General features: G+C 69.2%; 17 protein-coding genes and 3 tRNA genes. 12 read left to right on the top strand and 8 right to left on the bottom strand.

The annotated features are described in order from the left end of the window. Positions 1–123 precede the first annotated feature (123 nt). The 5 genes from Q9R02_RS04520 to Q9R02_RS04500 all read left to right on the top strand — a co-directional run bounded on the left by Q9R02_RS04520 (position 124) and on the right by Q9R02_RS04500 (position 5,326). The gene (locus Q9R02_RS04520) at positions 124–546 is read left to right on the top strand and encodes a RidA family protein (protein WP_305995465.1); all 423 of its coding nucleotides are present in this window, start codon (positions 124–126) and stop codon (positions 544–546) included. After that, a complete protein-coding gene (locus Q9R02_RS04515) occupies positions 543–1,214 on the top strand; it encodes a DUF1028 domain-containing protein (RefSeq protein ID WP_305995464.1) in 672 nt (223 codons plus the stop codon). Before Q9R02_RS04520 ends, Q9R02_RS04515 begins: the two co-directional genes overlap by 4 nt. After that, on the top strand, positions 1,204–2,349 hold the full coding sequence (locus Q9R02_RS04510; RefSeq protein ID WP_305995463.1) for a M20 family metallopeptidase: 1,146 nt from the start codon (positions 1,204–1,206) through the stop codon (positions 2,347–2,349). The genes Q9R02_RS04515 and Q9R02_RS04510 overlap by 11 nt, the downstream gene beginning before the upstream one ends. Positions 2,350–2,368: 19 nt before the next feature. Beyond that, positions 2,369–3,829 (top strand): aspartate ammonia-lyase, encoded by a 1,461-nt coding sequence (locus Q9R02_RS04505; protein ID WP_305995462.1) that lies wholly within the window; start codon positions 2,369–2,371, stop codon positions 3,827–3,829. 75 nt (positions 3,830–3,904) lie between these two features. Further along, a complete protein-coding gene (locus Q9R02_RS04500) occupies positions 3,905–5,326 on the top strand; it encodes an HNH endonuclease signature motif containing protein (RefSeq protein WP_305995461.1) in 1,422 nt (473 codons plus the stop codon). Between the two features lie 150 nt (positions 5,327–5,476). Here Q9R02_RS04500 and Q9R02_RS04495 read toward each other — a convergent pair whose 3' ends face one another. The 5 genes from Q9R02_RS04495 to Q9R02_RS04475 form a co-directional block, all read right to left on the bottom strand. Beyond that, on the bottom strand, positions 5,477–6,751 hold the full coding sequence (locus Q9R02_RS04495; RefSeq protein ID WP_305995460.1) for a flavin-containing monooxygenase: 1,275 nt from the start codon (positions 6,749–6,751) through the stop codon (positions 5,477–5,479). Positions 6,752–6,873: 122 nt separating this feature from the next. Beyond that, entirely contained in the window at positions 6,874–7,800 is a 927-nt protein-coding gene (locus Q9R02_RS04490; RefSeq protein WP_305995459.1) for a methyltransferase family protein, read from the bottom strand. Positions 7,801–7,955: 155 nt separating this feature from the next. Further along, positions 7,956–8,028: transfer RNA gene (locus Q9R02_RS04485), tRNA-Phe, on the bottom strand. Positions 8,029–8,074: 46 nt separating this feature from the next. Beyond that, positions 8,075–8,148 (bottom strand) — tRNA-Asp (locus Q9R02_RS04480). Between the two features lie 119 nt (positions 8,149–8,267). Continuing rightward, positions 8,268–8,340: transfer RNA gene (locus Q9R02_RS04475), tRNA-Glu, on the bottom strand. Positions 8,341–8,424: 84 nt separating this feature from the next. Here Q9R02_RS04475 and Q9R02_RS16470 point away from each other — a divergent pair. The 3 genes from Q9R02_RS16470 to Q9R02_RS04460 all read left to right on the top strand — a co-directional run bounded on the left by Q9R02_RS16470 (position 8,425) and on the right by Q9R02_RS04460 (position 11,582). Continuing rightward, positions 8,425–8,892 carry a metallopeptidase family protein gene (locus Q9R02_RS16470; protein ID WP_342006883.1) on the top strand — a complete coding sequence of 156 codons (468 nt, stop codon included), beginning with the start codon at positions 8,425–8,427 and terminating at the stop codon, positions 8,890–8,892. Positions 8,893–9,015: 123 nt separating this feature from the next. After that, complete coding sequence (locus Q9R02_RS04465; protein ID WP_305995458.1) at positions 9,016–9,936, top strand: cation diffusion facilitator family transporter; 921 nt, start codon at positions 9,016–9,018, stop codon at positions 9,934–9,936. Between the two features lie 161 nt (positions 9,937–10,097). Then, a complete protein-coding gene (locus Q9R02_RS04460; protein ID WP_305995457.1) occupies positions 10,098–11,582 on the top strand; it encodes a C40 family peptidase in 1,485 nt (494 codons plus the stop codon). A gap of 51 nt (positions 11,583–11,633) precedes the next feature. Here the strand turns inward: Q9R02_RS04460 and Q9R02_RS04455 are convergent, their stop codons facing one another. Next, complete coding sequence (locus Q9R02_RS04455) at positions 11,634–12,635, bottom strand: universal stress protein (protein ID WP_305995749.1); 1,002 nt, start codon at positions 12,633–12,635, stop codon at positions 11,634–11,636. A 402-nt stretch (positions 12,636–13,037) separates the two neighbouring features. Here Q9R02_RS04455 and Q9R02_RS04450 point away from each other — a divergent pair, with 402 nt between their 5' ends. Together Q9R02_RS04450 and Q9R02_RS04445 are read left to right on the top strand one after the other, a co-directional pair. Next, positions 13,038–13,673, top strand: a complete 636-nt coding sequence (locus Q9R02_RS04450) for an FAD-dependent oxidoreductase (RefSeq protein WP_305995456.1) — start codon at positions 13,038–13,040, stop codon at positions 13,671–13,673. 83 nt (positions 13,674–13,756) lie between these two features. After that, complete coding sequence (locus Q9R02_RS04445) at positions 13,757–14,773, top strand: hypothetical protein (protein ID WP_305995455.1); 1,017 nt, start codon at positions 13,757–13,759, stop codon at positions 14,771–14,773. A gap of 10 nt (positions 14,774–14,783) precedes the next feature. On the opposite strand, the gene Q9R02_RS04440 is transcribed toward Q9R02_RS04445, so the two are convergent. After that, positions 14,784–15,398, bottom strand: coding sequence for a copper resistance CopC family protein (locus Q9R02_RS04440; RefSeq protein ID WP_342006884.1), 615 nt, complete (start codon positions 15,396–15,398; stop codon positions 14,784–14,786). A 138-nt stretch (positions 15,399–15,536) separates the two neighbouring features. Between Q9R02_RS04440 and Q9R02_RS04435 the strand changes: the two genes are divergently transcribed. Together Q9R02_RS04435 and Q9R02_RS04430 are read left to right on the top strand one after the other, a co-directional pair. Next, the gene (locus Q9R02_RS04435) at positions 15,537–16,979 is read left to right on the top strand and encodes an NCS2 family permease (protein ID WP_305995454.1); all 1,443 of its coding nucleotides are present in this window, start codon (positions 15,537–15,539) and stop codon (positions 16,977–16,979) included. 120 nt (positions 16,980–17,099) lie between these two features. After that, on the top strand, positions 17,100–18,314 hold the full coding sequence (locus Q9R02_RS04430; protein WP_305995453.1) for an MFS transporter: 1,215 nt from the start codon (positions 17,100–17,102) through the stop codon (positions 18,312–18,314). A 76-nt stretch (positions 18,315–18,390) separates the two neighbouring features. Here the strand turns inward: Q9R02_RS04430 and Q9R02_RS04425 are convergent, their stop codons facing one another. Continuing rightward, on the bottom strand, positions 18,391–19,419 hold the full coding sequence (locus Q9R02_RS04425) for an alcohol dehydrogenase catalytic domain-containing protein (RefSeq protein WP_305995452.1): 1,029 nt from the start codon (positions 19,417–19,419) through the stop codon (positions 18,391–18,393). Positions 19,420–19,430 lie beyond the last annotated feature (11 nt).

Below are 19,430 nucleotides of genomic sequence, written 5' to 3'. Positions count from 1 at the left end.
CCAGGATACCGATTCATCGATTTTTTCGATACAGCCATTCGAAAACCACTGTTAGACAGATGTTTCCGTGGACGGGAAGCTGAAGCTGTACCCCCGATCACCCCGGCGAAAAGGCACCCGACCGTGAAACACCAGCGCATCCGCACCTTCAACACGAAGGTCACCTACCCGGAGCAGAACCTCGACAACGATCTCTGCCAGGCCGTGGTGGCCAACGGCGTCGTGTACCTGCGCGGCCAGATCGGGCAAGACCTGGAAACCCGCGAATCCGTGGGCATCGGCGATGTGGAGGCGCAGGCGGAGAAGGCCATGGCCAATATCGACATGCTGCTCCGCGAAGCCGGCAGCAGCCTCGAGGACATCGTGAAGGTGACCGTCTACATCATCGATCCCCGCTACCGCGAGCCCGTCTACCGGACCATGGGCCGCTGGCTCAAGGGCGTCTTCCCGGTCTCCACCGGCATCGTGGTCTCCGCGCTCGCCCGGCCCGAGTGGCTCGTGGAGATCGACGCCACCGCCGTCATCTCGCAGGAGGTTTCCGCATGACCTTCAGCATCGCCGCCACCGACGGCGCGGGCCGCTTCGGCCTGGCCGTGACCTCCTCCTCCCCCGCGGTCGCCGCCCGCTGCGCCCATCTGCGCGACGGCGTCGGCGCCGTGAGCTCGCAGAACATCACCGACCCGCGCCTGGGCACCCTCCTCCTGGATGAGCTGGAAGCCGGGGCCTCCGCGCAGGAGGCGCTCGACGCCGTCGTGCGCCGAACGCCGTCGGCCGCCTTCCGGCAGCTGGTGGTCCTGGACGCCCGAGGCGGCTCCGCCGTGTTCAGCGGTGAGCATGCGCTCGGCGTGATCGGCACGGGGCAGGGCGCCGGCTGCGTCTCCGCGGGCAACATGCTGGCGGATCCCGGAGTGCCGCAGGCGATCTGCGCCGCCTTCGAGGCGTCCACCGGTGAGCTTGAGGAGCGCCTGCTCGCCGCGCTGCTCGCCGGTGAGGCCGCCGGCGGCGAGGCCGGACCGGTCCGCTCGGCCGGGCTGTCCGTGGTCTCCGGCCACGGCTGGCGGGACACCGATCTGCGCGTCGACTGGCACGAGGAGCCGCTCGAGGAGCTCGCCCGCCTGCTCGAGGTATGGCTGCCGCAGCGCCACGACTATGTGGTGCGCGGGCTCGATCCGGCCGCCTCCGTGGGCTACGGGGTACCCGGCGATGACCGCTGACGTGGCCCTGGGCACGTCCCGGGTCCGGGTGCTGAATGCCGTCGCGGCGCAGCACCCGGATCTCGTCCGGCTCTCCGAGACGCTCCACGCCCACCCGGAGCTCGGCTGGCAGGAGCACCGCGCGGCCGCCTGGACCGCCGAGTATCTGGAGGCGCACGGTTTCTCCGTGGAACGGGCGTACCTGGGATTCCCCACCGCGATCCGCGCCGTTCTCGGCACCGGTTCCCGCCGCGTGGGCCTGATGGCCGAGTACGACGCGCTGCCCGGGCTGGGACACGCGTGCGGCCACAACATCATCACCGCCATCTCCTGTGGGGCGGCCGTGACGCTGGCAGGCTTCGCCGCGGAGCACGACCTCACCGTGGAGGTCTACGGAACCCCCGCGGAGGAAGGCGGCGGCGGCAAGATCGAGTTGCTGAAGAAGGGCGCCTTCCAGGGCCTGGATCTGGCGATGATGGCTCACCCGAGTCCCGTGGACTCCGCGGAGGCCCGCCCCTACGCCGTGGCGCACAGCCATGTCGAGTACCGCGGGAAGGCCGCGCATGCGGCCGCGTACCCGGAGCAGGGCGTCAACGCGAATGACGCGTTCATCGTGGCCCAGGTGGCCCTCGGCCTCCTGCGCCAGCAGCTCCCGCGGGAGACCCGGGTGCACGGGATCCAGACACGCGGCGGCGAGGCCCCCAACGCCATCCCGGAGAAGACGGAGGGCCGCTGGTACGTCCGGGCGGAGACCCTGGCGGAGCTCTCCGTGCTGGAGGAGCGCGTGGAGCGCTGTTTCGAGGCCGGCGCCCTGGCGTCCGGTTGCGAGCTGACCGTGACGCCGGAGTCGGAACCGTATTCGGAGTTCCGCACGGAACAGCGGGCGCTGGAGCTGTACATCCGCCACGCGGAATCGCTGGGCCGCAGCTTCGACGCCCCGCCCGAGCAGGCCACCATGAACCGGGCCTCCACCGACATGGGCAATGTGTCTCAGGTGGTCCCGGCCATCCACCCGTACATCGGCCTGGGCTGCTTCCCGGCGGCCAACCACCAGCTGGAATTCGCCGCCCACTGTGTGGGTGCGGCGGCCGATCAGGCCATTCACGACGGCGCCGCGGCACTCGCGCTGACGGCGCTCGACTTCCTGGCGCTCTAGTCTCCTGAAGGACAGGACCATGACTCACCCCTCTTCACCGTCCGCCGCACCGTCCCCGGACGCCGCACCGCGGCCTGACGGGGCACCGCGTGCCGTGCGCCGCGAGCACGACAGTCTGGGCGACCGCGACGTCCCCGCGGAGGCCTATTGGGGCATCAGCACGCTGCGCGCCGTGGAGAACTTCCCGGTCAGCGGCCGGACCATCGGCTCGCTCCGCTCCCTCGTGTGGGGCCTCGGTGCCGTGAAGTACGCGGCTGCACGGGCCAATGAGGGCCTGAGGCTGCTGGATGAGGAGAAGTCCGCGGCCATCCAGTGGGCCGCCCGGGACGTCATGGAAGGCCTTCTGGACGACGAGTTCGTGGTGGACGCCATCCAGGGCGGCGCCGGGACCAGCACCAATATGAACGCCAATGAGGTCGTGGCCAACCGGGCGCTGGAAGTCCTGGGCCGCCGTCGTGGTGACTACGCCGCCGTCCACCCCATCGACGACGTCAATCGCAGCCAGTCCACCAACGACGTCTACCCGACGGCCGTGAAGCTCGCCCTGCACCGGGAACTGACCGTGCTGTGCGCCGAGCACGCGCGGCTCATCGCCTCCTTCTCGGCGAAGGCCGAGGCTTTCTCCGACGTCCTGAAAGTGGGGCGGACGCAGTTGCAGGACGCGGTGCCCATGTCCCTGGGGCAGGAGTTCGGGGCGTTCGCGGAGACGCTGCGGGAGGACGGGAATCGGCTGACGGAGCTGCTGCCGCACCTGCTGGAGTCGAACCTGGGCGCGACGGCGATCGGCACGGGGATCACCGCGCCGGCCGGGTACCGCGAGGCGGCGATCCGGGAGCTGGGTGCGGTGACCGGGCTGCCGCTGGTGTCCTCGGCGGATCTGGTGGAGGCGACCAGCGACACGGGCGTGTTCCTGCTGGTGTCCGGCGTCCTGAAGCGGGCCGCCGTGAAGCTCTCCAAGATTTGTAACGACCTGCGGCTGCTGTCCTCCGGGCCGCAGGCAGGGTTCGGGGAGATCCTGCTGCCGGCGGTGCAGGCCGGGTCCTCGATCATGCCGGGGAAGGTCAACCCGGTGATCCCGGAGATGGTGAACCAGGTGGCGTTCCGCGTGGTGGGGGCCGATGCCACGGTGACGATGGCCGTGGAGGCCGGGCAGCTGCAGCTCAATGCGTTCGAGCCGGTCATGGCGGATTCGCTGCTGGAGTCCCTGTCCTGGCTCACGGTGGCGTGCCGGCAGCTGCGGACGCACTGCGTGGACGGCATCCAGGCGAACACGGTACTGCTGGAGCAACGGATGCTGAACTCTGTGAGCGTGGTGACCGGACTGGCGCCGTTGCTGGGCTACGGCCCGGCGGCGGAGCTGGCGAAGGAGGCGCTGGCGAGCAATCGGGGCGTGGCGGAACTGGTGGTGGAGCGGGGTCTGCTGAGTGTCACCGAGGCCGCCGGGGCGCTGTCCGCGAGGTCGCTGGCCGGGCTGGGGTGAGACTCGCGCTCCGTTGCCGATGATGCTGGTGTGGCGGGTGTAAACAATGTCAGTGCCTCCTGGAAGAGTGGGGTCATGGAGGCGGGGAGCAGCACGAGCGGGGTTCCGGGGGCCGGGCAGGTGCCCGGGGTTCTGGGTGCGCTTGACTCCTTGACGTCGGCGATCGTGGCGGCGGACCGGGGGATCGCGCAGTTGCAGGCGGGCCGGGAGCTGCTGCTGGCCATGGCGGTGGAACTCTCCCATGGGCTGATTGACGACGACGGCGCTGGGCTGGGCGTGCCGGCTGATGAGGGCTTGTGGGAGGCGCGGGCGGTGGAGTTGGCGGAGCGTTCGGTCGCGGCGGAGATCGCCACCGCGACCCGGGCCAGTGACCGGTCCGTCCAGCACCAGATGGGTGCCGCCGTGGAGCTCGTGGAGCGGTTCCCCGCGACCCTTCAGGCGTTCACGGAGGGGCGGATCAGTGCCGGGCATGTGCGGGTGATCCGGGACGCCGGGACCGTGATCGAGGACCCGGCGGCACGGGCCCGGTACGAGCACGCCGTCCTGGCGGTGGCCGAAACGCAGGCACCCGGGCGGGTGCGCAGGATCGCGGTCCGGGAAGCCGAGAAAGCCCAGCCCGAACCCCTGGCAGTCCGCCACGACCGCGCCTGCGAACAGCGCCGGGTCTGGCTGAATCCGTTGCCGGATGGGATGGCCGAGCTCGGGGCCGTGCTGCCCGCGACGCTCGCCCACGGGGTCTTCGGACGGTTGACCAGCCTGGCCAAGGTGCGTGAAGAAACCGGCTCTGGGGCAGACACCGCAGAGTCCCGGACCCGGGATCAGCTCCGGGCCGACCTGCTCGCGGATCTGCTCCTGCACGGCGCCCCGAGCGGTCACGACACCCCGGACGGGCTCCTGGCCGGGATCACCGCCCGGGTCGAGGTCACTGTCCCGGTGCTGACTCTGATTGGTGACGAGACTCATGAGCCGGTCGCGGCGGAGCTGAACGGCCGGCACCCCATCGACCCGGACACCGTACGTCTCCTGGCCGGTGGTGTGTCCGCGTGGGACCGGGTCCTGACCGACCCGATCAGCGGGGCGGTGTTGGCCGTGGACCGGTACCGTCCCAGTGAAGACCTCAAACGGCTCCTGCACGCCCGGGACTCCCGCTGCCGCTTCCCCGGCTGCAACCTCCCCGCCAACGAGCTGGACCTGGACCACACCCAGGACGCCGCCCACGGCGGCCCCACCACCCTGGGCAACCTCGCCGGACTCTGCCGACGCCACCACGTCCTGAAACACCAGAGCCGGTGGACCGTGACACAAGCAGGACCAGCAGGCAGTCACGTGCCAGGCCCGCAAAGTCGTACCGGACCAGGAAGCAGTTCCGGCGCCGGCAAGGGCGTCCTGGAGTGGACCAGCCCCGCCGGCCGCACACACCACGACCACCCACCCACACCAGCCACGACCGTGGCGGCACGTTCACCGAACTCAGGCTCAGATCCGCCGCCGTTCTGACGCGCTGAACCAATGCCGGCCGCCCCACACGCCAGAGGGGCCGCACCATCCGGTGCAGCCCCTCTGCGTCAGCGGTCCTGCCAGTCCGGCGCCGCCGTCACCGGTCCTCAGTCGTACCGGTCCTCGATCGTCCGCGTCCTCAGTGGCGTCTCAGACCCCGCTGCCCACCAGCGCCCCGGACTCATGGTGCTCCAGGTAGCTCTGCTGGATCCCGATCTGGTCGGCGATGTACTTCGCGTCGTGCCAGACGCCCCAGATGAAACTGGATCCCCGTCGTGACTGCCACGGCAGGCCCAGGAAGTAGACGCCTTGCTCCGCGGACACGCCCCGCTGCTGACGCGGCGCACCCTTCTCGTCGAACGCATCCACCTGCAGCCACCCGTAATCGCGGGCGAAGCCGGTGGCCCAGATGATCGTCGTGATCCCTTCCGCGGCCAGGTCCAGCTCCTTCACCGGGTTCGTCAGGCACTCCGGGTCCGGCCGCAGCACGCGGGCCCCCGGTTCCTCGGGAAGGTCCAGGCCATTGCGTTCGATGTACGCATCCGCGGCGTCGAGCACCCCCAGGTAATTCGCGTCCCCCCGGTCCACGTCTTCCTTCAGCCCGGGTGCGAACGTCATGATCCCGTTCTGGTACCCGCTCGCCCGGCCGGTCAGCACCACGCCCTCCGCGGCAAGCTCACGGAAGTCCACCGTGTGGCCCCCATCCGCTCCGCTGACGGCGATCGTCACGTGCTCCGCACCGGCTGCCGGCGTCGCCGCATCCCACAGGCCGAGCACCCCCAGCCACCAGCAGAAATCCCGGCCGCGGTAGCTCCGCGGCGGACGATCGTGTGCCCCCACCGCAAGGTGCACCTGGCGTCCGGAGCGCTGGATCTCCGCGGCGATCTGCACCCCGGAGGATCCCGCCCCGATCACCAGAACGCCACCGGCCGGCAGTTGCCCGGGGTTACGGTACGAACTCGAGTGGATCTGCGTCACCGGGGCGGATTCAGGCACGACGGCGGGGATCACCGGCTTCTGGAACGCGCCGGTCGCCGCCACGATGTAGCGCGCTTCGAACGGCCCCTCCGTGGTGCTCACGTGGAAGCCGGCGGTCCCGAGCTTCCTCCGGACCGATGTCACCTCCACGCCGCAGCGGACGGGCGCGGCGAACTTCTCCGCATAGGCCTCGAAGTACTCCGCCACCCGGTCTTTCTGAGGGAACGCCCCGGGATCCATGTCGTCGAACTCCAGCCCGGGGAACCGGTCGTGCCATGCCGGACCGTTCGCCACGAGGGAGTCCCAACGCATGGTCCGCCAGCTTTCAGCGATGCGGCTTCGTTCCAGGACCAGGTGCGAGATGCCCCGGGCGGTCAGGTGCTCGCTCATCGCGATTCCGGCCTGGCCTGCCCCGACCACCAGCACGTCCACCTCTTCGCCTGCCATGTGATTCTCCTTCTGCGGATGATGCTCGCGGCGCCTTCGTCAGAGCGCCGGACGGATGCTTTTCTCCATCTTGACGCTCCGGACTTCATCTGCATAGCGAATAAAACCGGGCAAGCACATCGTCAGAATCGATCAATGCTCCGCGGCGGCCGCGGCACCCAGCAGCGCACCGCGTCACGGTATCCACGGAACTCATCCCCAAAGCGGGCCTCCAGATCGCGCTCCTCGAGCGGCCGGATCGCCAGGTTCCACAGCACAGAACCGCCAACCGCGTAGACCACCACCAGCCAGGAACCCAGCATGAGACCCACGGCGCCGGCCTGCATGACCCCGGACAGGGCCATGGGATTGCGCACCCAGCGGTACGGCCCCGCGATGACCAGATGATTCGGCATGACGGACGGCAGCGGAGTCCCCCGCCCCAGGCTGGCCATCACGGCAGCGGACCACAGGCCGAGCACACTGGCCGCAAAGAAGAGGACCGCACCCGCCACAGGCACTCCGGGCGGGACCGGCACCGCCACGCCCCACCGTTGTTCGAGCACCGAGATCCCCCAGGGCAGGACGCCGAGGAACAATCCCCAGAACAGCGCGATCTGCCCCGCCGTCACCGCGAGATGGACCGCGGTTTCCCGGGATTCGTCGGCCGGGCGGAACGCCAGCGGTCCCCACGCGATCCACTCCGTCGGGATGCGGCCCAGGAGCAGCAGACTGAGTGCCAGAAGGGACCCGATCGTGGCGGCGCCCATGAGGATCACGCCCCAGCCGGCCTCACCGCCGACGGTGGCATACACGGCAAGCGCGATGGCGACGACGACGGTCCACAAGGCGTTCACGACGGCGGCGGACCGGACGCCGCAGGCGGCCACGGCTGCGGCGCCCACGAAGAGCGGAAGATCGGCGGCTGCGACGGCACCGGCGTCGAGCGTTCCCAGCGTGGCCTCACGCACGGACGGCACGGCGAAAACGAGAATCCACCAGAGGAGGCCGGTCAGCGATTGGAGCGCGAAGTAAACCCGGCTGAGTGTTTGAGACAGCGAACGGCTCATCGGCAGTCCCCCTGGCTGCTCGGAAACGGATAGGACGATCGTCGTTTCGAGAATATCCGCACGGAGCATCGTCGAGGCGCGGCGCATTGTTGAAGCACAGGGGCATTGTTAAATGAAAAAACCCTCGCGATGTAGAAGCTACGCGAGGGTTTTAGTGGCTCCGACCGGCGTCGATCCGGTGACCTTTCGATTTTCAGTCGAACGCTCTACCAACTGAGCTACAGAGCCTTGGTGACGTGTCACCATGACCGCCGGAATATCCGATCAATCAGAGCGACCCTGACGGGACTTGAACCCGCGACCTCCGCCGTGACAGGGCGGCGCGCTAACCAACTGCGCTACAGGGCCTCGATGGTATTACTACCGAGTTTGAGTATTTCTACTCGTTTTTTGCGGCAATCTCTCGCCGCTCACAAGATTCAATCTTAGCAGATCTTCCGTTCCGCTTTCAAATCGCTTCTCGTGCGTACCCCCAACGGGATTCGAACCCGTGCCGCCGCCGTGAAAGGGCGGTGTCCTAGGCCGCTAGACGATGGGGGCCTAGACTCACTCGCCCAGTTCCCGATGGCGCTCTGACAAGCTCCGTCGCGATCCGTGCGAAGTGGACCTGTAAAACTTTAGGGCATGACCAGTGAAAATCCAAAATCCAGCCTGCCGATCAGGATCTGGCCGCCCGGTCCGCGCTGCACGCTCCGCGGCGAACCCGGTTTCGAACACCTGGAGCACGCCGAGACCACCCGCCTGAGCCTGGACGACTTCCAGGCCATCGCCCTGCGCGCCCTGAAGGACCTTCCGGAGGAGATCTCCTCCCACATGGACAACGTGATGCTGTTCATCGAGGAGGATGGCACGGACCCGGAGACCGGCCAGCCGTTCCTGGGCCTCTATGAAGGCACCCCACTGACCGAGCGCGGTGAATTCTGGGCCGCGGGATCCCTCCCGGACCGAATCACCCTGTACCGCCGGCCCATCCTGGACATCTGCGCCAGCCGCTCCGAGGTCCTCTACGAGATCCAGGTGACCGTCATCCACGAGGTGGCCCACCACTTCGGCGTGGACGACGCCCGTCTCCACGAACTCGGCTGCGGCTGAGGCGGGCGGCTGAGGAAGGCGGCCGAGCCGACCACCCGGCGAGGCTCCGAAATCCGCGCCAGCACTGCGAATGAGTCGCATTCCGGACATGCATCCCCGGGCCCGCGAAGCTAGCCTGAAGGCATGGGCCACAACCACGATCACAGCCACGGAATGACCGGAACGGGCAAGCACCGCAAACGCCTGGTGACGGTCCTGTGCATCACCCTGGGCGTCGTCGTCATCCAGGTGGCGGGCGCAGCCCTGTCCGGCTCGCTCGCCCTGCTGGCCGACGCCGGCCACATGCTCTCCGACGCCGCCGGCGTGTTCATCGCCCTCCTGGCCTCCTGGATCGCCACGAGGCCGGCCACGGACCAGCGCACCTACGGCTACCAGCGCGCCGAGATCCTGGCCGCCCTGGCCAACGCCCTCATCCTGATCGTGATCGCCGTCGTCATCGCCATCGAGGCCGTCCAGCGCTTCGGGCAGAATCCTGAGATCCAGACCGGGACCATGCTCTTCGCCGCCATCATCGGCGCCGTGGCCAACGCGGCTTCCCTGTTCATCCTGCAGGGCGGGCGGGACGAGAGCCTGAATCTGCGCGGCGCCTATCTGGAGGTCCTGGGCGACCTGCTGGGCTCCCTGGCCGTCATCGCCGCGGCCCTGATCATCATGTTCACCGGCTTCACGGCCGCGGACCCCATCGCCTCCCTGCTCATCGCGGCCATGATCCTCCCCCGCGCCTGGAGCCTGCTCAAGGACGTGGTGGACGTCCTCCTGGAGGCCACCCCCAAGGGCGTGGACGTCGGCATGATCCGCGAACACATCCTGGGCGTGGACGGTGTGGAGTCCGTGCATGACATCCACATCTGGACCATCACCTCCGGAGTGCCCGTCTTCTCCGCCCACGTGGTGGTGCAGGACGAGCACCTGAGCCCGGAATCCGCGGACCGGATCCTGGACCGCATGCAGCGCTGCCTGGGCTCGCACTTCGACACCGAGCACTGCACCTTCCAGCTGGAGCCGGCCTCTCATCAGGAGCACGAGGCGCATCAGCACGCCTGAGGAGAGCCTCCTCCGCAGTCTCGCGACACGCCGTTTCACCAGCCGCAGAATGACACCCCTGTTGTTTATGTTGATCATGGGGCCTTTGTTGCCAATGTTACGAATGGGGCCTTAGTCTCGGTAAAGCCGGGTCACCACCCGGCCGGACGAGGCAGGTGTGCATGACAAGGGCCAACGGCAGAAAATACGCGGCGATCCTCTATTCGTCCGCGCTCAGCGCGAGCGTCCTGCTCGGCAGCGGCCTCCCCGGGGCCTTCGCGGCACCCGTCCCGCAGGCTCCCATCACGGTTCCCCTCGCCCTCCCGGCGGACCAGGGCGACGGCATCCCGAGCGAAGCCGACATCGCCGCTGCGAAGAAGAACGAATCCGACGCCAAGGCCGCCCAGAGCCGCCTCGAAGGCCTGATCGGCACCCTGGCGGACAAGCAGTCCCAGGCGGTCGCCAACGGCATGCGGGCCAACGACGCCTACACCAACGCCCTCCTCACCCTGCAGGCCAAGCAGTCCGCCGCCCAGGTGGCGAAGACGAAGGCCGCGGACGCCAAGCGCCAGGCGGACGCCAGCCGCAAGGACGTGGGCGCCCTCGCCAGCTCGATCTACCAGACCGGCGGTGTGAACCCCGTCGTCGAGAGCGTGCTGAACGGCAGCGACGGCGACCTCCTCGCCAAGGCCACCACGCTGGACGCCCTGACGCGGAAGCAGAGCGAAGCCTTCGACCGCGCCGTGGCCTCGGATCACGCGTCCGCCTCACTCGCCGCGGATGCGGCTGCCGCTCAGAAGGCCGCCGACGACGCCGCGCGCGACGCCGATCAGGCACGGGCCGCCGCCGAGGCGGCTCAGAACGCCGCCACCCAGGCTCTCGCCACGGCGTCGCAGGACCGCACCAAGGTCATCGACCGGCTCGCCGAGCTGCGGAACACCACCGTGAGCCTCGAGACCCAGCGGGTGCAAGGGCTGGAGCAGCAGCGCGCCGCGGCCGCCCTGGCGGCCCTCCAGCAGCAAGCCGCGCAGCAGGCGGCCGCAGCTCAGCAGCAACGCGAACAGGCTGCCGCGCAGGCCCAGCAGCAACAACAGCAGGCCCAGCAGCAACAACAGGCTCAGAACCCTGCACAGCCGGCACCGCAACAGCCCGCACCCCAGCCTCCTGCCCCGCAGCAGCCGGCACCGCAACAGCCCGCGCCCCAGCCTCCCGCGCCTCAACCGCCCGTTCCCCAGCAACCGGCACCGCAGCCTCCCGCACCCCAGCCGCCGGTCACCCCGCCTGCCTCGAACAGCGGCACGGCGCAGACCGCCATCGGCTTCGCGATGTCCAAGCTCGGCTCGCCATATGTCTGGGGCGGCACCGGGCCGGGCTACGACTGCTCGGGCCTGACCTCGCAGGCGTTCGCCTCGGCGGGTGTCTACCTGCCGCGCACGGCCACGCCGCAGTACTTCGCGGCGCCGCAGTACATCCCCATGGGCCGGTGGCAGCCGGGCGACCTCATCTTCTGGGGCGACGGCGGCTACTTCTACCATGTGGCCATCTACATCGGCGGCAACCAGGTGGTCCAGGCGCTCAACCCCAGCACGGGCGTGACCGTCACCAATATCGCGGACATGAGCGCGGCCGGCATGCAGCTCTGGCCCACCGCGGCCCGCTACTGGTAGATCAACTCGCCTGCTGGCTCAACTCCCTGTCAGATCAACTCGCCTGCTGGCTCAACTCCCCAGCATCGGCCCGAAGCTGGGCCGGTCCTCCAGACGCGGATCCTCGCGGTCCGGCACCACCATGACCGGGCCGCGGGCGTGATGCAGGACGCCGTCCGAGGTGGAGCCGAGCATCATGCCTGCGAAACCGCCGCGGCCGCGCGTGCCCACCACCACGAGCTCGGAATCCCGGCTGGACTCCACCAGGACCTCCACCGGGGATCCGTCCACCAGGCGGGTGTGAATCTCGAGCTCCGGGAAGTGGCTCTTGAGCCAGAGCACGCCGGCGTCCAGCTGGGTCTGGATGTCAGCGAAGATCGCCTCCCGGTCGATGGCCGCCGGGACCCAGGCGAGGCTTCCGCTGTACTGCGGTACGGAGCAGAGCACCTGCAGCTCCACGCCCATGCGCTGGGCCTGTTCGGCGGCCTCGAGCACGGCCACGCGGGCCTGATCGGAACCGTCCACGCCCACCACGACCCGGGGCTTGACCTCGGCCAGGGGATGCTTGGCCAGTTCAGCCTTGGCGTGTTTGTCCTCAACCTCCTGACCGAAGCGGCCGGCGCAGATGGTGGGGACCACCACGGTGGGGCAGCTGGCGTGGGCGGGTAGGGCCGAGCTCACCGAGCCCAGCAGCCGGCCGACGAAGCCTCCCCTCCCTCGCGTGCCGACCACCAGAAGGTCGGCATCCTTGCCGAGCTCCAGGAGGACACCGGAGGCGTCACCGTTCTCCACGGAGGCGTCCACGTCGATGTCGAAGTCCTTGATGCGCTCCATGGCCTCGCGGAGGACGCCTTCCGCGCCCTGGCGGATCACGGAGTCGTCCACGGCCGCATAGCCACCGTCCAGGCCGGAGGCCGCGTAAATGGGCACCGAGTACGCAGTGATGAGGTGCAGGGCGGTCTGCCGGCGCTGGGCTTCACGTGCGGCCCAGAGGAGAGCGCAGCCCCCGTGTTCGGAGCCGTCAACTCCCACGATGACCCCACCCTGGAATCCGTGCGTTTCCGCTCCCGGCATTTCCGTGCTCACGTCAGTTCGCCTCCTCGTGCCCCAGGCTCTTGGGGTCGCTGCCCTGGCGGGCTCCCTAGCCCGCCGCCGTTAAGTCCACTATTGCCGGTTGAGCTGGGCAATTCAAGAATCGCCGACGACGCCGACGCGCCCCGCAAGGCGTCGGCGGAGCCTTGCGGAAGGCCTTCCGGGAGGCCCCGGGAAAAGGCCGGAGAGTACGTTTCTGAAACCCTGTTCAGGGTGCCCGAAACCGGGTACTCTCGAACCCAGAGTGGGAGGGGACTCACGGATGAATCCACCGGGATTCCGTGGGTCCTTTCGTCGTGTTGCCCGCCAGAATTGCCCTGCCTGTTTTGCCCAGCACCGGGTGCGTCCGCGCGCCCAGGTGAACCCGAGTCGATGGAGGACGGTATGCCACGCAGCACCCGGAGAGTGCCTTTCGCCCCCGGCGAGGACGGCACCACGGTCACCGACGTCGTCGTGATCGGTTCCGGGATGGGCGGGCTGGCCGTCGCCACGCATCTGCACCGCAAGGGTGTGGCCGTGGTGGTGCTCGACGGGCTCGCCGAAGGCGATGCGCAGCTGCGGGCCACGCTCCGGCATGCCACCACCGAGCAACTGGAACGCGTCGCGGCCTGCGATCCCGTCAGTCACGACGAGCGGCGCGAGATCCTCCGCCAGCTCCACGGCTACACCAAGAGTCACGCGGTGGACATCCGGCGCGGCGTCGTCGCGGACGCTCTGGACACCGCCGGCGCCCACGGTGCGGACGCACCGCTGCGCCGCTGGGTGCTGCACACCCCCACCGGGGTCATTCTGTGCGATTCACTGGTCATCACAGGCGCCAACGCCCATCACCCCGTGCGGCGTTTCCTGCACGGCCTCGGCCAGGAGACCGGCGAAAGCCTCTCGACGGCCCTCCGCCGCCTGGGCATCTATCTGGTGGGCGTCGGGCAGCAGGTGTCCGCGGGCCACCGCGAAGTGCTCCAGCAGGCCCGGCTGGTGGGCAACACCATCGCGGGGAACGGTCTGCGTCTGCCGGCCTGAACGCCGGACCGTTTTTGGAGACACACCTTACGTACGGCAAACGTCTTTAGATAAACTGGTCACCACCAGCCAAGGAGACGTCGATGACCCACCCACCCACTCCCCCTGCCCGGCGATCTCGTGTCGCGACCGTGGCGCTGTGGCTTGCCGTCAGCATGCTGATCGTGGCCGCATTGCTCGGAGGGATGTTCATCATCATCGGAGACCAGGCCAATGTGGCCGGGCGCGCGTGGCTCACCCTCCTGCTCGTCGGGCTCTTCGCCGGAGCGGTCCTGCTCGATGCGAACGCGCCGGAGGGCCCGAACCGCTGGTACCTCGCGGCGTCGACGATTCTCAATGTCTTACTGCTCGCCACCGGGCTGCTCAAGATCTGGAACGGCTGGCTGCAGCCCGGCAACACCGCGGACGCCTTCGTCTGGATCGGGCAGCTCTGGCGCTTCGTCGCCGTTCTGGTGCTCATCCGGGTGGCGCTGCTGCTCACGCAGCTCTACGTGCCGCGCTTCATCACCCGCACGACGCTCAAAGGCATCAGGATCTCGGCCGCCGTCACCCTGGGGTTCGCCTGGCTGACCGTCTTGGAGCTGGCGCTTCCGGCGGCGTTCCCCGCGCCGCACTGGCCGGATTGGTGGTGGCGCACGGCCGGGGCGACGTCGCTGATCGCCGTGGTGGGCCTGGTGATCCCACTCGTGATCCAGGCCTTCGCTCCGAAAGCCCCGAAGCCGGCACCCTATGACGCCCCGCCGGGGTACTACGCCCAGCAGGGGTACTACTCCCAGCCCGGCCCGATGCCGCAACAGGGGTATCCGCAACAGGGCTACGTTCAGCAGGGCCAGGCACCCCAGGGGTACGGCCAGCAGGGCTATGCGCCGCAGGATTACTACGCCCAGCAGGGCTATCAGCAGCAGCAGCAGCAGCCGCAGCCGGGTTACTTCTATCCGCCTCAGCCGGATCAGATGCAGCAGCAGGGCTACGGTCAGCCTCAGTCATGGCCCGGCGCCCCGCAGGAGCAGTACCCTCCGCAGCAGCCGCCGGCCGCACCTCAGCAACCCCCGGCCACCCCACAGAAGCAGCCGGAGACAGACCGGCCGAACGGCACCTAGGCCGCCGGAATCAGTCCTCCGAGGAGCCGCCCAGCTTGCGGCGGGCCAGGACGCCCACGATCACCAGCAGGATCACGGCGAGCACCGCGAACACCACGATCATGACCGGGAACGGCTCGCCCGGCGCGGCAGCCTGGGCCGGCTCCGCCGAGGGGCTGCTCAGCGGTGCGGCCGATGCCACGCCCGGCACCTGCGCGCCGGACGTCACCGTGTAGGAGAAGGTCCCCTCGATGGGGTGGGAGTCGGAGGACACCACACGCCACTGAACCGTGTATTTGCCGGCCGGGGCGCCGTCCTTGAGCTTCTGGGTGACCACATTGTCCACGATGTCCACCGGGCCGTTGGACCAGTTTGTCCCGGACGGGTCCTTGACCAGGACCTCCGAGCCGATGCCGATCGGATTGTTGGAGAACGTCAGCGTCACCTTGTCCGGTGCGGCCGCCGCCGTCGCGCCGTCCTTGGGCGTGGTGCCTTCCAGGACGTCGTGGGCGGAAGCAGGGGCGGCGAGGCCCAGCACCAGCAGCGCGGCGGAAAAGACGGCGACGACGGCGGCGAGGACCGTGGCGCGGGGGTTCCTGCGCGGGCGGCGGCCCGCCGTCGTCGTCGGCTGCGTGATGTACGGCAAGAGGTGCCTCCCTGGGGTCCGTGCGCGCGGCCATCAGGGCCGCCGATTCCTACACCACCCTATGCGGCTTTTCAAGACTTCACCGGCAGAGAATATGATTTGGAGTGAAATCCCCAGCAAATTCCCCGGAAGGCTCCCATGTCCCGCACCGGAACAGCCCTGGACCGCTACTTCAAGATCTCCGAACGTGGTTCCACCTACTCCCGTGAGATCCGCGGCGGCTTCGCCACCTTCTTCGCCATGAGTTACATCGTGGTGCTCAACCCGCTCATCCTGTCCGGCAAGGACGTCCACGGCGACGTCCTCGGCTTCACCAATGTGGCCGCCGTGACGGCGTTCGTGGCGGGCATCCTGACCATCCTGATGGGCGCCTGGGCCAAGCACCCCTTCGCCCTGGCCACGGGCCTGGGCGTGAACGCCTTCGTGTCCGTCACCATCGCCACCAACCCGGACCTCAGCTGGCCGGACGTCATGGGCCTGGTCCTGCTCTCCGGTGTGACCATGATGATCCTGGTCCTCACCGGTTTCCGGACGGCCGTCTTCCGGGCCGTCCCGGAGGGACTCAAAACCGCCATCGTGGTGGGCATCGGCCTCTTCATCTCCCTGATCGGCCTGGTCAACGCGGGCTTCGTGCGCCGCATCCCGGACGTGGCCGGTACCACCGTTCCCGTGGGCCTCGGCGTGGACGGCAAGCTCCTGGGCTGGCCCACCGTGGTGTTCCTCTTCGGCCTGATCCTGACAGTGGTGCTGCTTGTCCGCAAGGTCAAGGGCGCCATCCTGATCGGCATCATCGCCTCCACGGTGCTGTCCGTCGTCCTCGAGTACACGCTGCACATCGGCCCGAGCTTCGACGGCAAGAACCACAACCCGGCCGGCTGGTCCCTGGTGGCGCCGCACTTCACCGACTGGTCCCTGCCGGACCTCTCCCTGATCGGCAAGGCGAACCCGGTGGGCGCCTTCCAGCACATGGGCGTCATCGCCGCCCTGCTCATGACCTTCGTGATCCTGCTGTCCATCTTCTTCGACGCCATGGGAACCATGGTGGGCCTGGCCAATGAGGCTGGCACCGTCGACAAGGACGGCAACATCCCGAACGTGGACCGTGTGCTGATCGTGGACGCCTTCGGCGCGATCGCCGGTGGCGGCTCCTCCGTCTCCTCCAACCAGATCTTCGTGGAGTCCGGTGCCGGCATCGCCGAGGGCGCCCGGACCGGTTTCGCGTCCATCGTGACGGGCCTGCTCCTGCTGGCCTCCATGTTCCTGACCCCGCTCATCAACCTGGTGCCGTTCGAGGCCGTGGCTCCGGCCCTGGTGGTGGTCGGTTTCATGATGGTCACCCAGATCACGCGGATCGACTGGAGCGACTGGGGCGTGGCCATCCCGGCCTTCCTCACCATGGTCCTCATGCCGTTCACCTACTCGATCGCCAACGGTCTGGGCGCCGGTTTCATCGCCTACGCGATCCTCCGCACCGCCCAGGGCCGCGCCAAGGAGGTCCACCCGCTCCTCTGGGTGGTGGCCGCGGCGTTCGTGGCGTTCTTCGGCATCGGCGTGATCGAGCAGGCGCTCGGGGTGAAGTAGGTCCCAGCCCTCGCGAGGTGACAGCTGAGGCCCTTAAGACGCGATCTTAGGGGCCTCAACTGTTCCCTCGCGAGGGCAATTCCCGGCCCGGGTTCCGGGCGGGCGTAGGGTGAGAGGGCCATGACAGCAGCCGAACCACCCTTCAGATTCCGTTCCGTCGCCCTGGCCGTCTACCTGCCCACCATCCTCTTCTCCACGGGTGAGGGTGCCGTCCTGCCGATGATCCCGGTGATGGCGCACACCCTGGGGGCGTCGCTGTCGCTGGCGGCGGCGATCGCCGCCATGGTGGTGGTCGGCGAGCTCGTGGGAGACATCCCCGCCGGCTGGTTCGTGGCCCGCTTCGGCGAGCGCAACTCCATGATCGGCGCCACGGGACTTGCCCTGGCCGGCATCGGCCTCAGCCTGACCGCCACAGCTCCGTGGCCACTCATGGTGGGCGTCCTGCTGATCGGCCTGGCCACGTCGGTATTCGCACTGGCCCGGCACGCCTTCATGACCACCCGGGTCCCGCTGCGGTACCGGGCCCGGGCACTGTCCGCCTTGGGCGGCGTCTTCCGCGCGGGCTGGTTCATCGGCCCGCTCATCGCGGCCGCCGTCATCGCCCGCACGGGGACGCCGCAGGCCGCCTTCTGGATCTTCGCGACCGGCTGTGCGGCCGCCGTCGTCGCTCTTCTGGTGCTGCCGGACCCCGAGGCGCGCGGCGATGCACGGCCGGCTGCCGCCGGCCACGGGCCGGGACTGTTCCGCACCATCCACACTCACCGCGCCACGCTGCTCCGTATGGGGTCCGGGGTGGCCCTGGTGGGTGCGACGCGCGCCGCCCGGATCACGCTGCTGCCGCTCTGGGCCCTGAGCATCGGCCTGAGCGAGGCGCACACCGCGCTGGTGATCGGCCTGGCGGGCGGGCTCGAGTTCGCCCTCTTCTACACGAGCGGGCAGCTCATGGACCGGCGCGGACGACTGTGGAGCGTGCTGCCGTGCATGCTGGGGCTGGGCGTCGGGTTCCTGGCCCTGGCGTTCCTGCACGACGTCCCGGGCCGCGATCTCTGGTTCACCGGAGTGGCGTTCCTGCTGGGCGTGGCCAACGGCATGGGCAGTGGCATCGTCATGACGCTCGGCGCGGACTTGGCGCCGCGGGACAACCCGGCCGCCTTCCTGGGCGCCTGGCGCTTCTCCAGCGATGCCGGCCAGGCGGCGTCGCCGTTGCTCATCGCCGCGCTGGCGTCCCTCTCCCTCCCACTGGCCAGCGGCGTCATCGGCGCCCTGGCGTTCCTCGGGGCGGGCCTGCTGGCGCGCTTCATCCCGCGGTACATCCCGCACCGGCCCCGGCGCTGATCTCCGCGCGCGAGAGTGCAAAAGTTGCCGCTTCGCCACGCTTAATACGGCAACTTTTGTCCTCTCGCGGAGCGCCTCAGAACGCCAGCAGCACCTTGGAGGAGACGGACGCGTCCGCGGCGGTCGCGAAGCCGTCCAGAGCATCGGCCACGGGCACCACGTGAGTCACGATCCCGTCCGTCTTCAGACTCCCGTCGCCCAGGGCGGCGAGAACCTCCCCGAACTCCTCTGCGAAACGGAACGATCCGGTCAGGGTCAGCTCGCGCGTGATCGCCGTGGCCATCGGCACTGCGATGTCCCCGGCCCGCTGCAGGCCCAGCATCACGACGGTTCCCCCGCGGACGGCCGCGGAGATCGCCGCCGTGAGCCCGGGCACCGTGCCGCTGGATTCGACGACGACGTCGGCGTGCAGCGCGGCGATCGCGTCGCCGTCGCGGGCGTCCAGAACCCTCGCACCCTGCTTCTGAGCGATGGCGCGCGGGACGTCGAAGAGATCCGTCGCGATGACCTCGGCCGCGCCGTGGTGAAGGGCCGCGGCGATGACGAGCTGACCGATGGGGCCCGCGCCGATCACGGCGACGCGCTTGCCACGCACGTCCCCGGCCCGCTCCAGGCCGTGCCACGCGACGGCGGCCGGTTCTGCGAGCGCGGCCGCCTCCAGTGAGAGGCCGTCCGGGACCGTGTGGAGCATGCGGGCGGGCAGGGCCACCCGGCGGGCGAAGGCCCCCTGCGTGTGCGGCAGGTGCATGGCCGAGCCCAAGTAGGTGGAGGCCGGGGCGAGGTTGGGGCGGTCCTGCGGGTACGGGGTCACGCCGTCCCCGTGCGCCGTGAGCGGATGCGCCGCCACGCGGGTCCCGGCGGCCGGACCGGTCCCGTCCGCGGCGGCCTGCACGACGGTTCCGGACACCTCGTGCCCCAGGATCATGGGCTCCCGCAGGATGGACGCCCCGGCCGCACCGTGCTTCCAGTAGTGCAGGTCCGAGCCGCACACGCCGCCGAAGGCGATCTCCACCACGGCCTCATCGGCCGCGGGCACCGGCTCCGGCAGGGCCTCGATCCGCAGATCCTCGGCCGCATGGGCCACCACGCCCAGGTTCTCAGTCATCGTCTCTCCTG

Source organism: Arthrobacter horti (genome assembly GCF_030731045.1).
GTDB lineage: Bacteria > Actinomycetota > Actinomycetes > Actinomycetales > Micrococcaceae > Arthrobacter_E > Arthrobacter_E nanjingensis.
This window is presented reverse-complemented; position numbering and strand designations above follow the sequence as displayed.

Coding starts and splice junctions, on each gene's coding strand:
- Q9R02_RS04435 (WP_305995454.1), top strand. CDS start 15,537: ATGTCCCGCACCGGAACAGCCCTGGACCGCTACTTCAAGATCTCCGAA.
- Q9R02_RS04490 (WP_305995459.1), bottom strand. CDS start 7,800: ATGAGCCGTTCGCTGTCTCAAACACTCAGCCGGGTTTACTTCGCGCTC.
- Q9R02_RS04500 (WP_305995461.1), top strand. CDS start 3,905: ATGGAGGCGGGGAGCAGCACGAGCGGGGTTCCGGGGGCCGGGCAGGTG.
- Q9R02_RS04460 (WP_305995457.1), top strand. CDS start 10,098: ATGACAAGGGCCAACGGCAGAAAATACGCGGCGATCCTCTATTCGTCC.
- Q9R02_RS16470 (WP_342006883.1), top strand. CDS start 8,425: ATGACCAGTGAAAATCCAAAATCCAGCCTGCCGATCAGGATCTGGCCG.
- Q9R02_RS04505 (WP_305995462.1), top strand. CDS start 2,369: ATGACTCACCCCTCTTCACCGTCCGCCGCACCGTCCCCGGACGCCGCA.
- Q9R02_RS04510 (WP_305995463.1), top strand. CDS start 1,204: ATGACCGCTGACGTGGCCCTGGGCACGTCCCGGGTCCGGGTGCTGAAT.
- Q9R02_RS04425 (WP_305995452.1), bottom strand. CDS start 19,419: ATGACTGAGAACCTGGGCGTGGTGGCCCATGCGGCCGAGGATCTGCGG.
- Q9R02_RS04465 (WP_305995458.1), top strand. CDS start 9,016: ATGGGCCACAACCACGATCACAGCCACGGAATGACCGGAACGGGCAAG.
- Q9R02_RS04450 (WP_305995456.1), top strand. CDS start 13,038: ATGCCACGCAGCACCCGGAGAGTGCCTTTCGCCCCCGGCGAGGACGGC.
- Q9R02_RS04430 (WP_305995453.1), top strand. CDS start 17,100: ATGACAGCAGCCGAACCACCCTTCAGATTCCGTTCCGTCGCCCTGGCC.
- Q9R02_RS04445 (WP_305995455.1), top strand. CDS start 13,757: ATGACCCACCCACCCACTCCCCCTGCCCGGCGATCTCGTGTCGCGACC.
- Q9R02_RS04515 (WP_305995464.1), top strand. CDS start 543: ATGACCTTCAGCATCGCCGCCACCGACGGCGCGGGCCGCTTCGGCCTG.
- Q9R02_RS04495 (WP_305995460.1), bottom strand. CDS start 6,751: ATGGCAGGCGAAGAGGTGGACGTGCTGGTGGTCGGGGCAGGCCAGGCC.
- Q9R02_RS04455 (WP_305995749.1), bottom strand. CDS start 12,635: ATGCCGGGAGCGGAAACGCACGGATTCCAGGGTGGGGTCATCGTGGGA.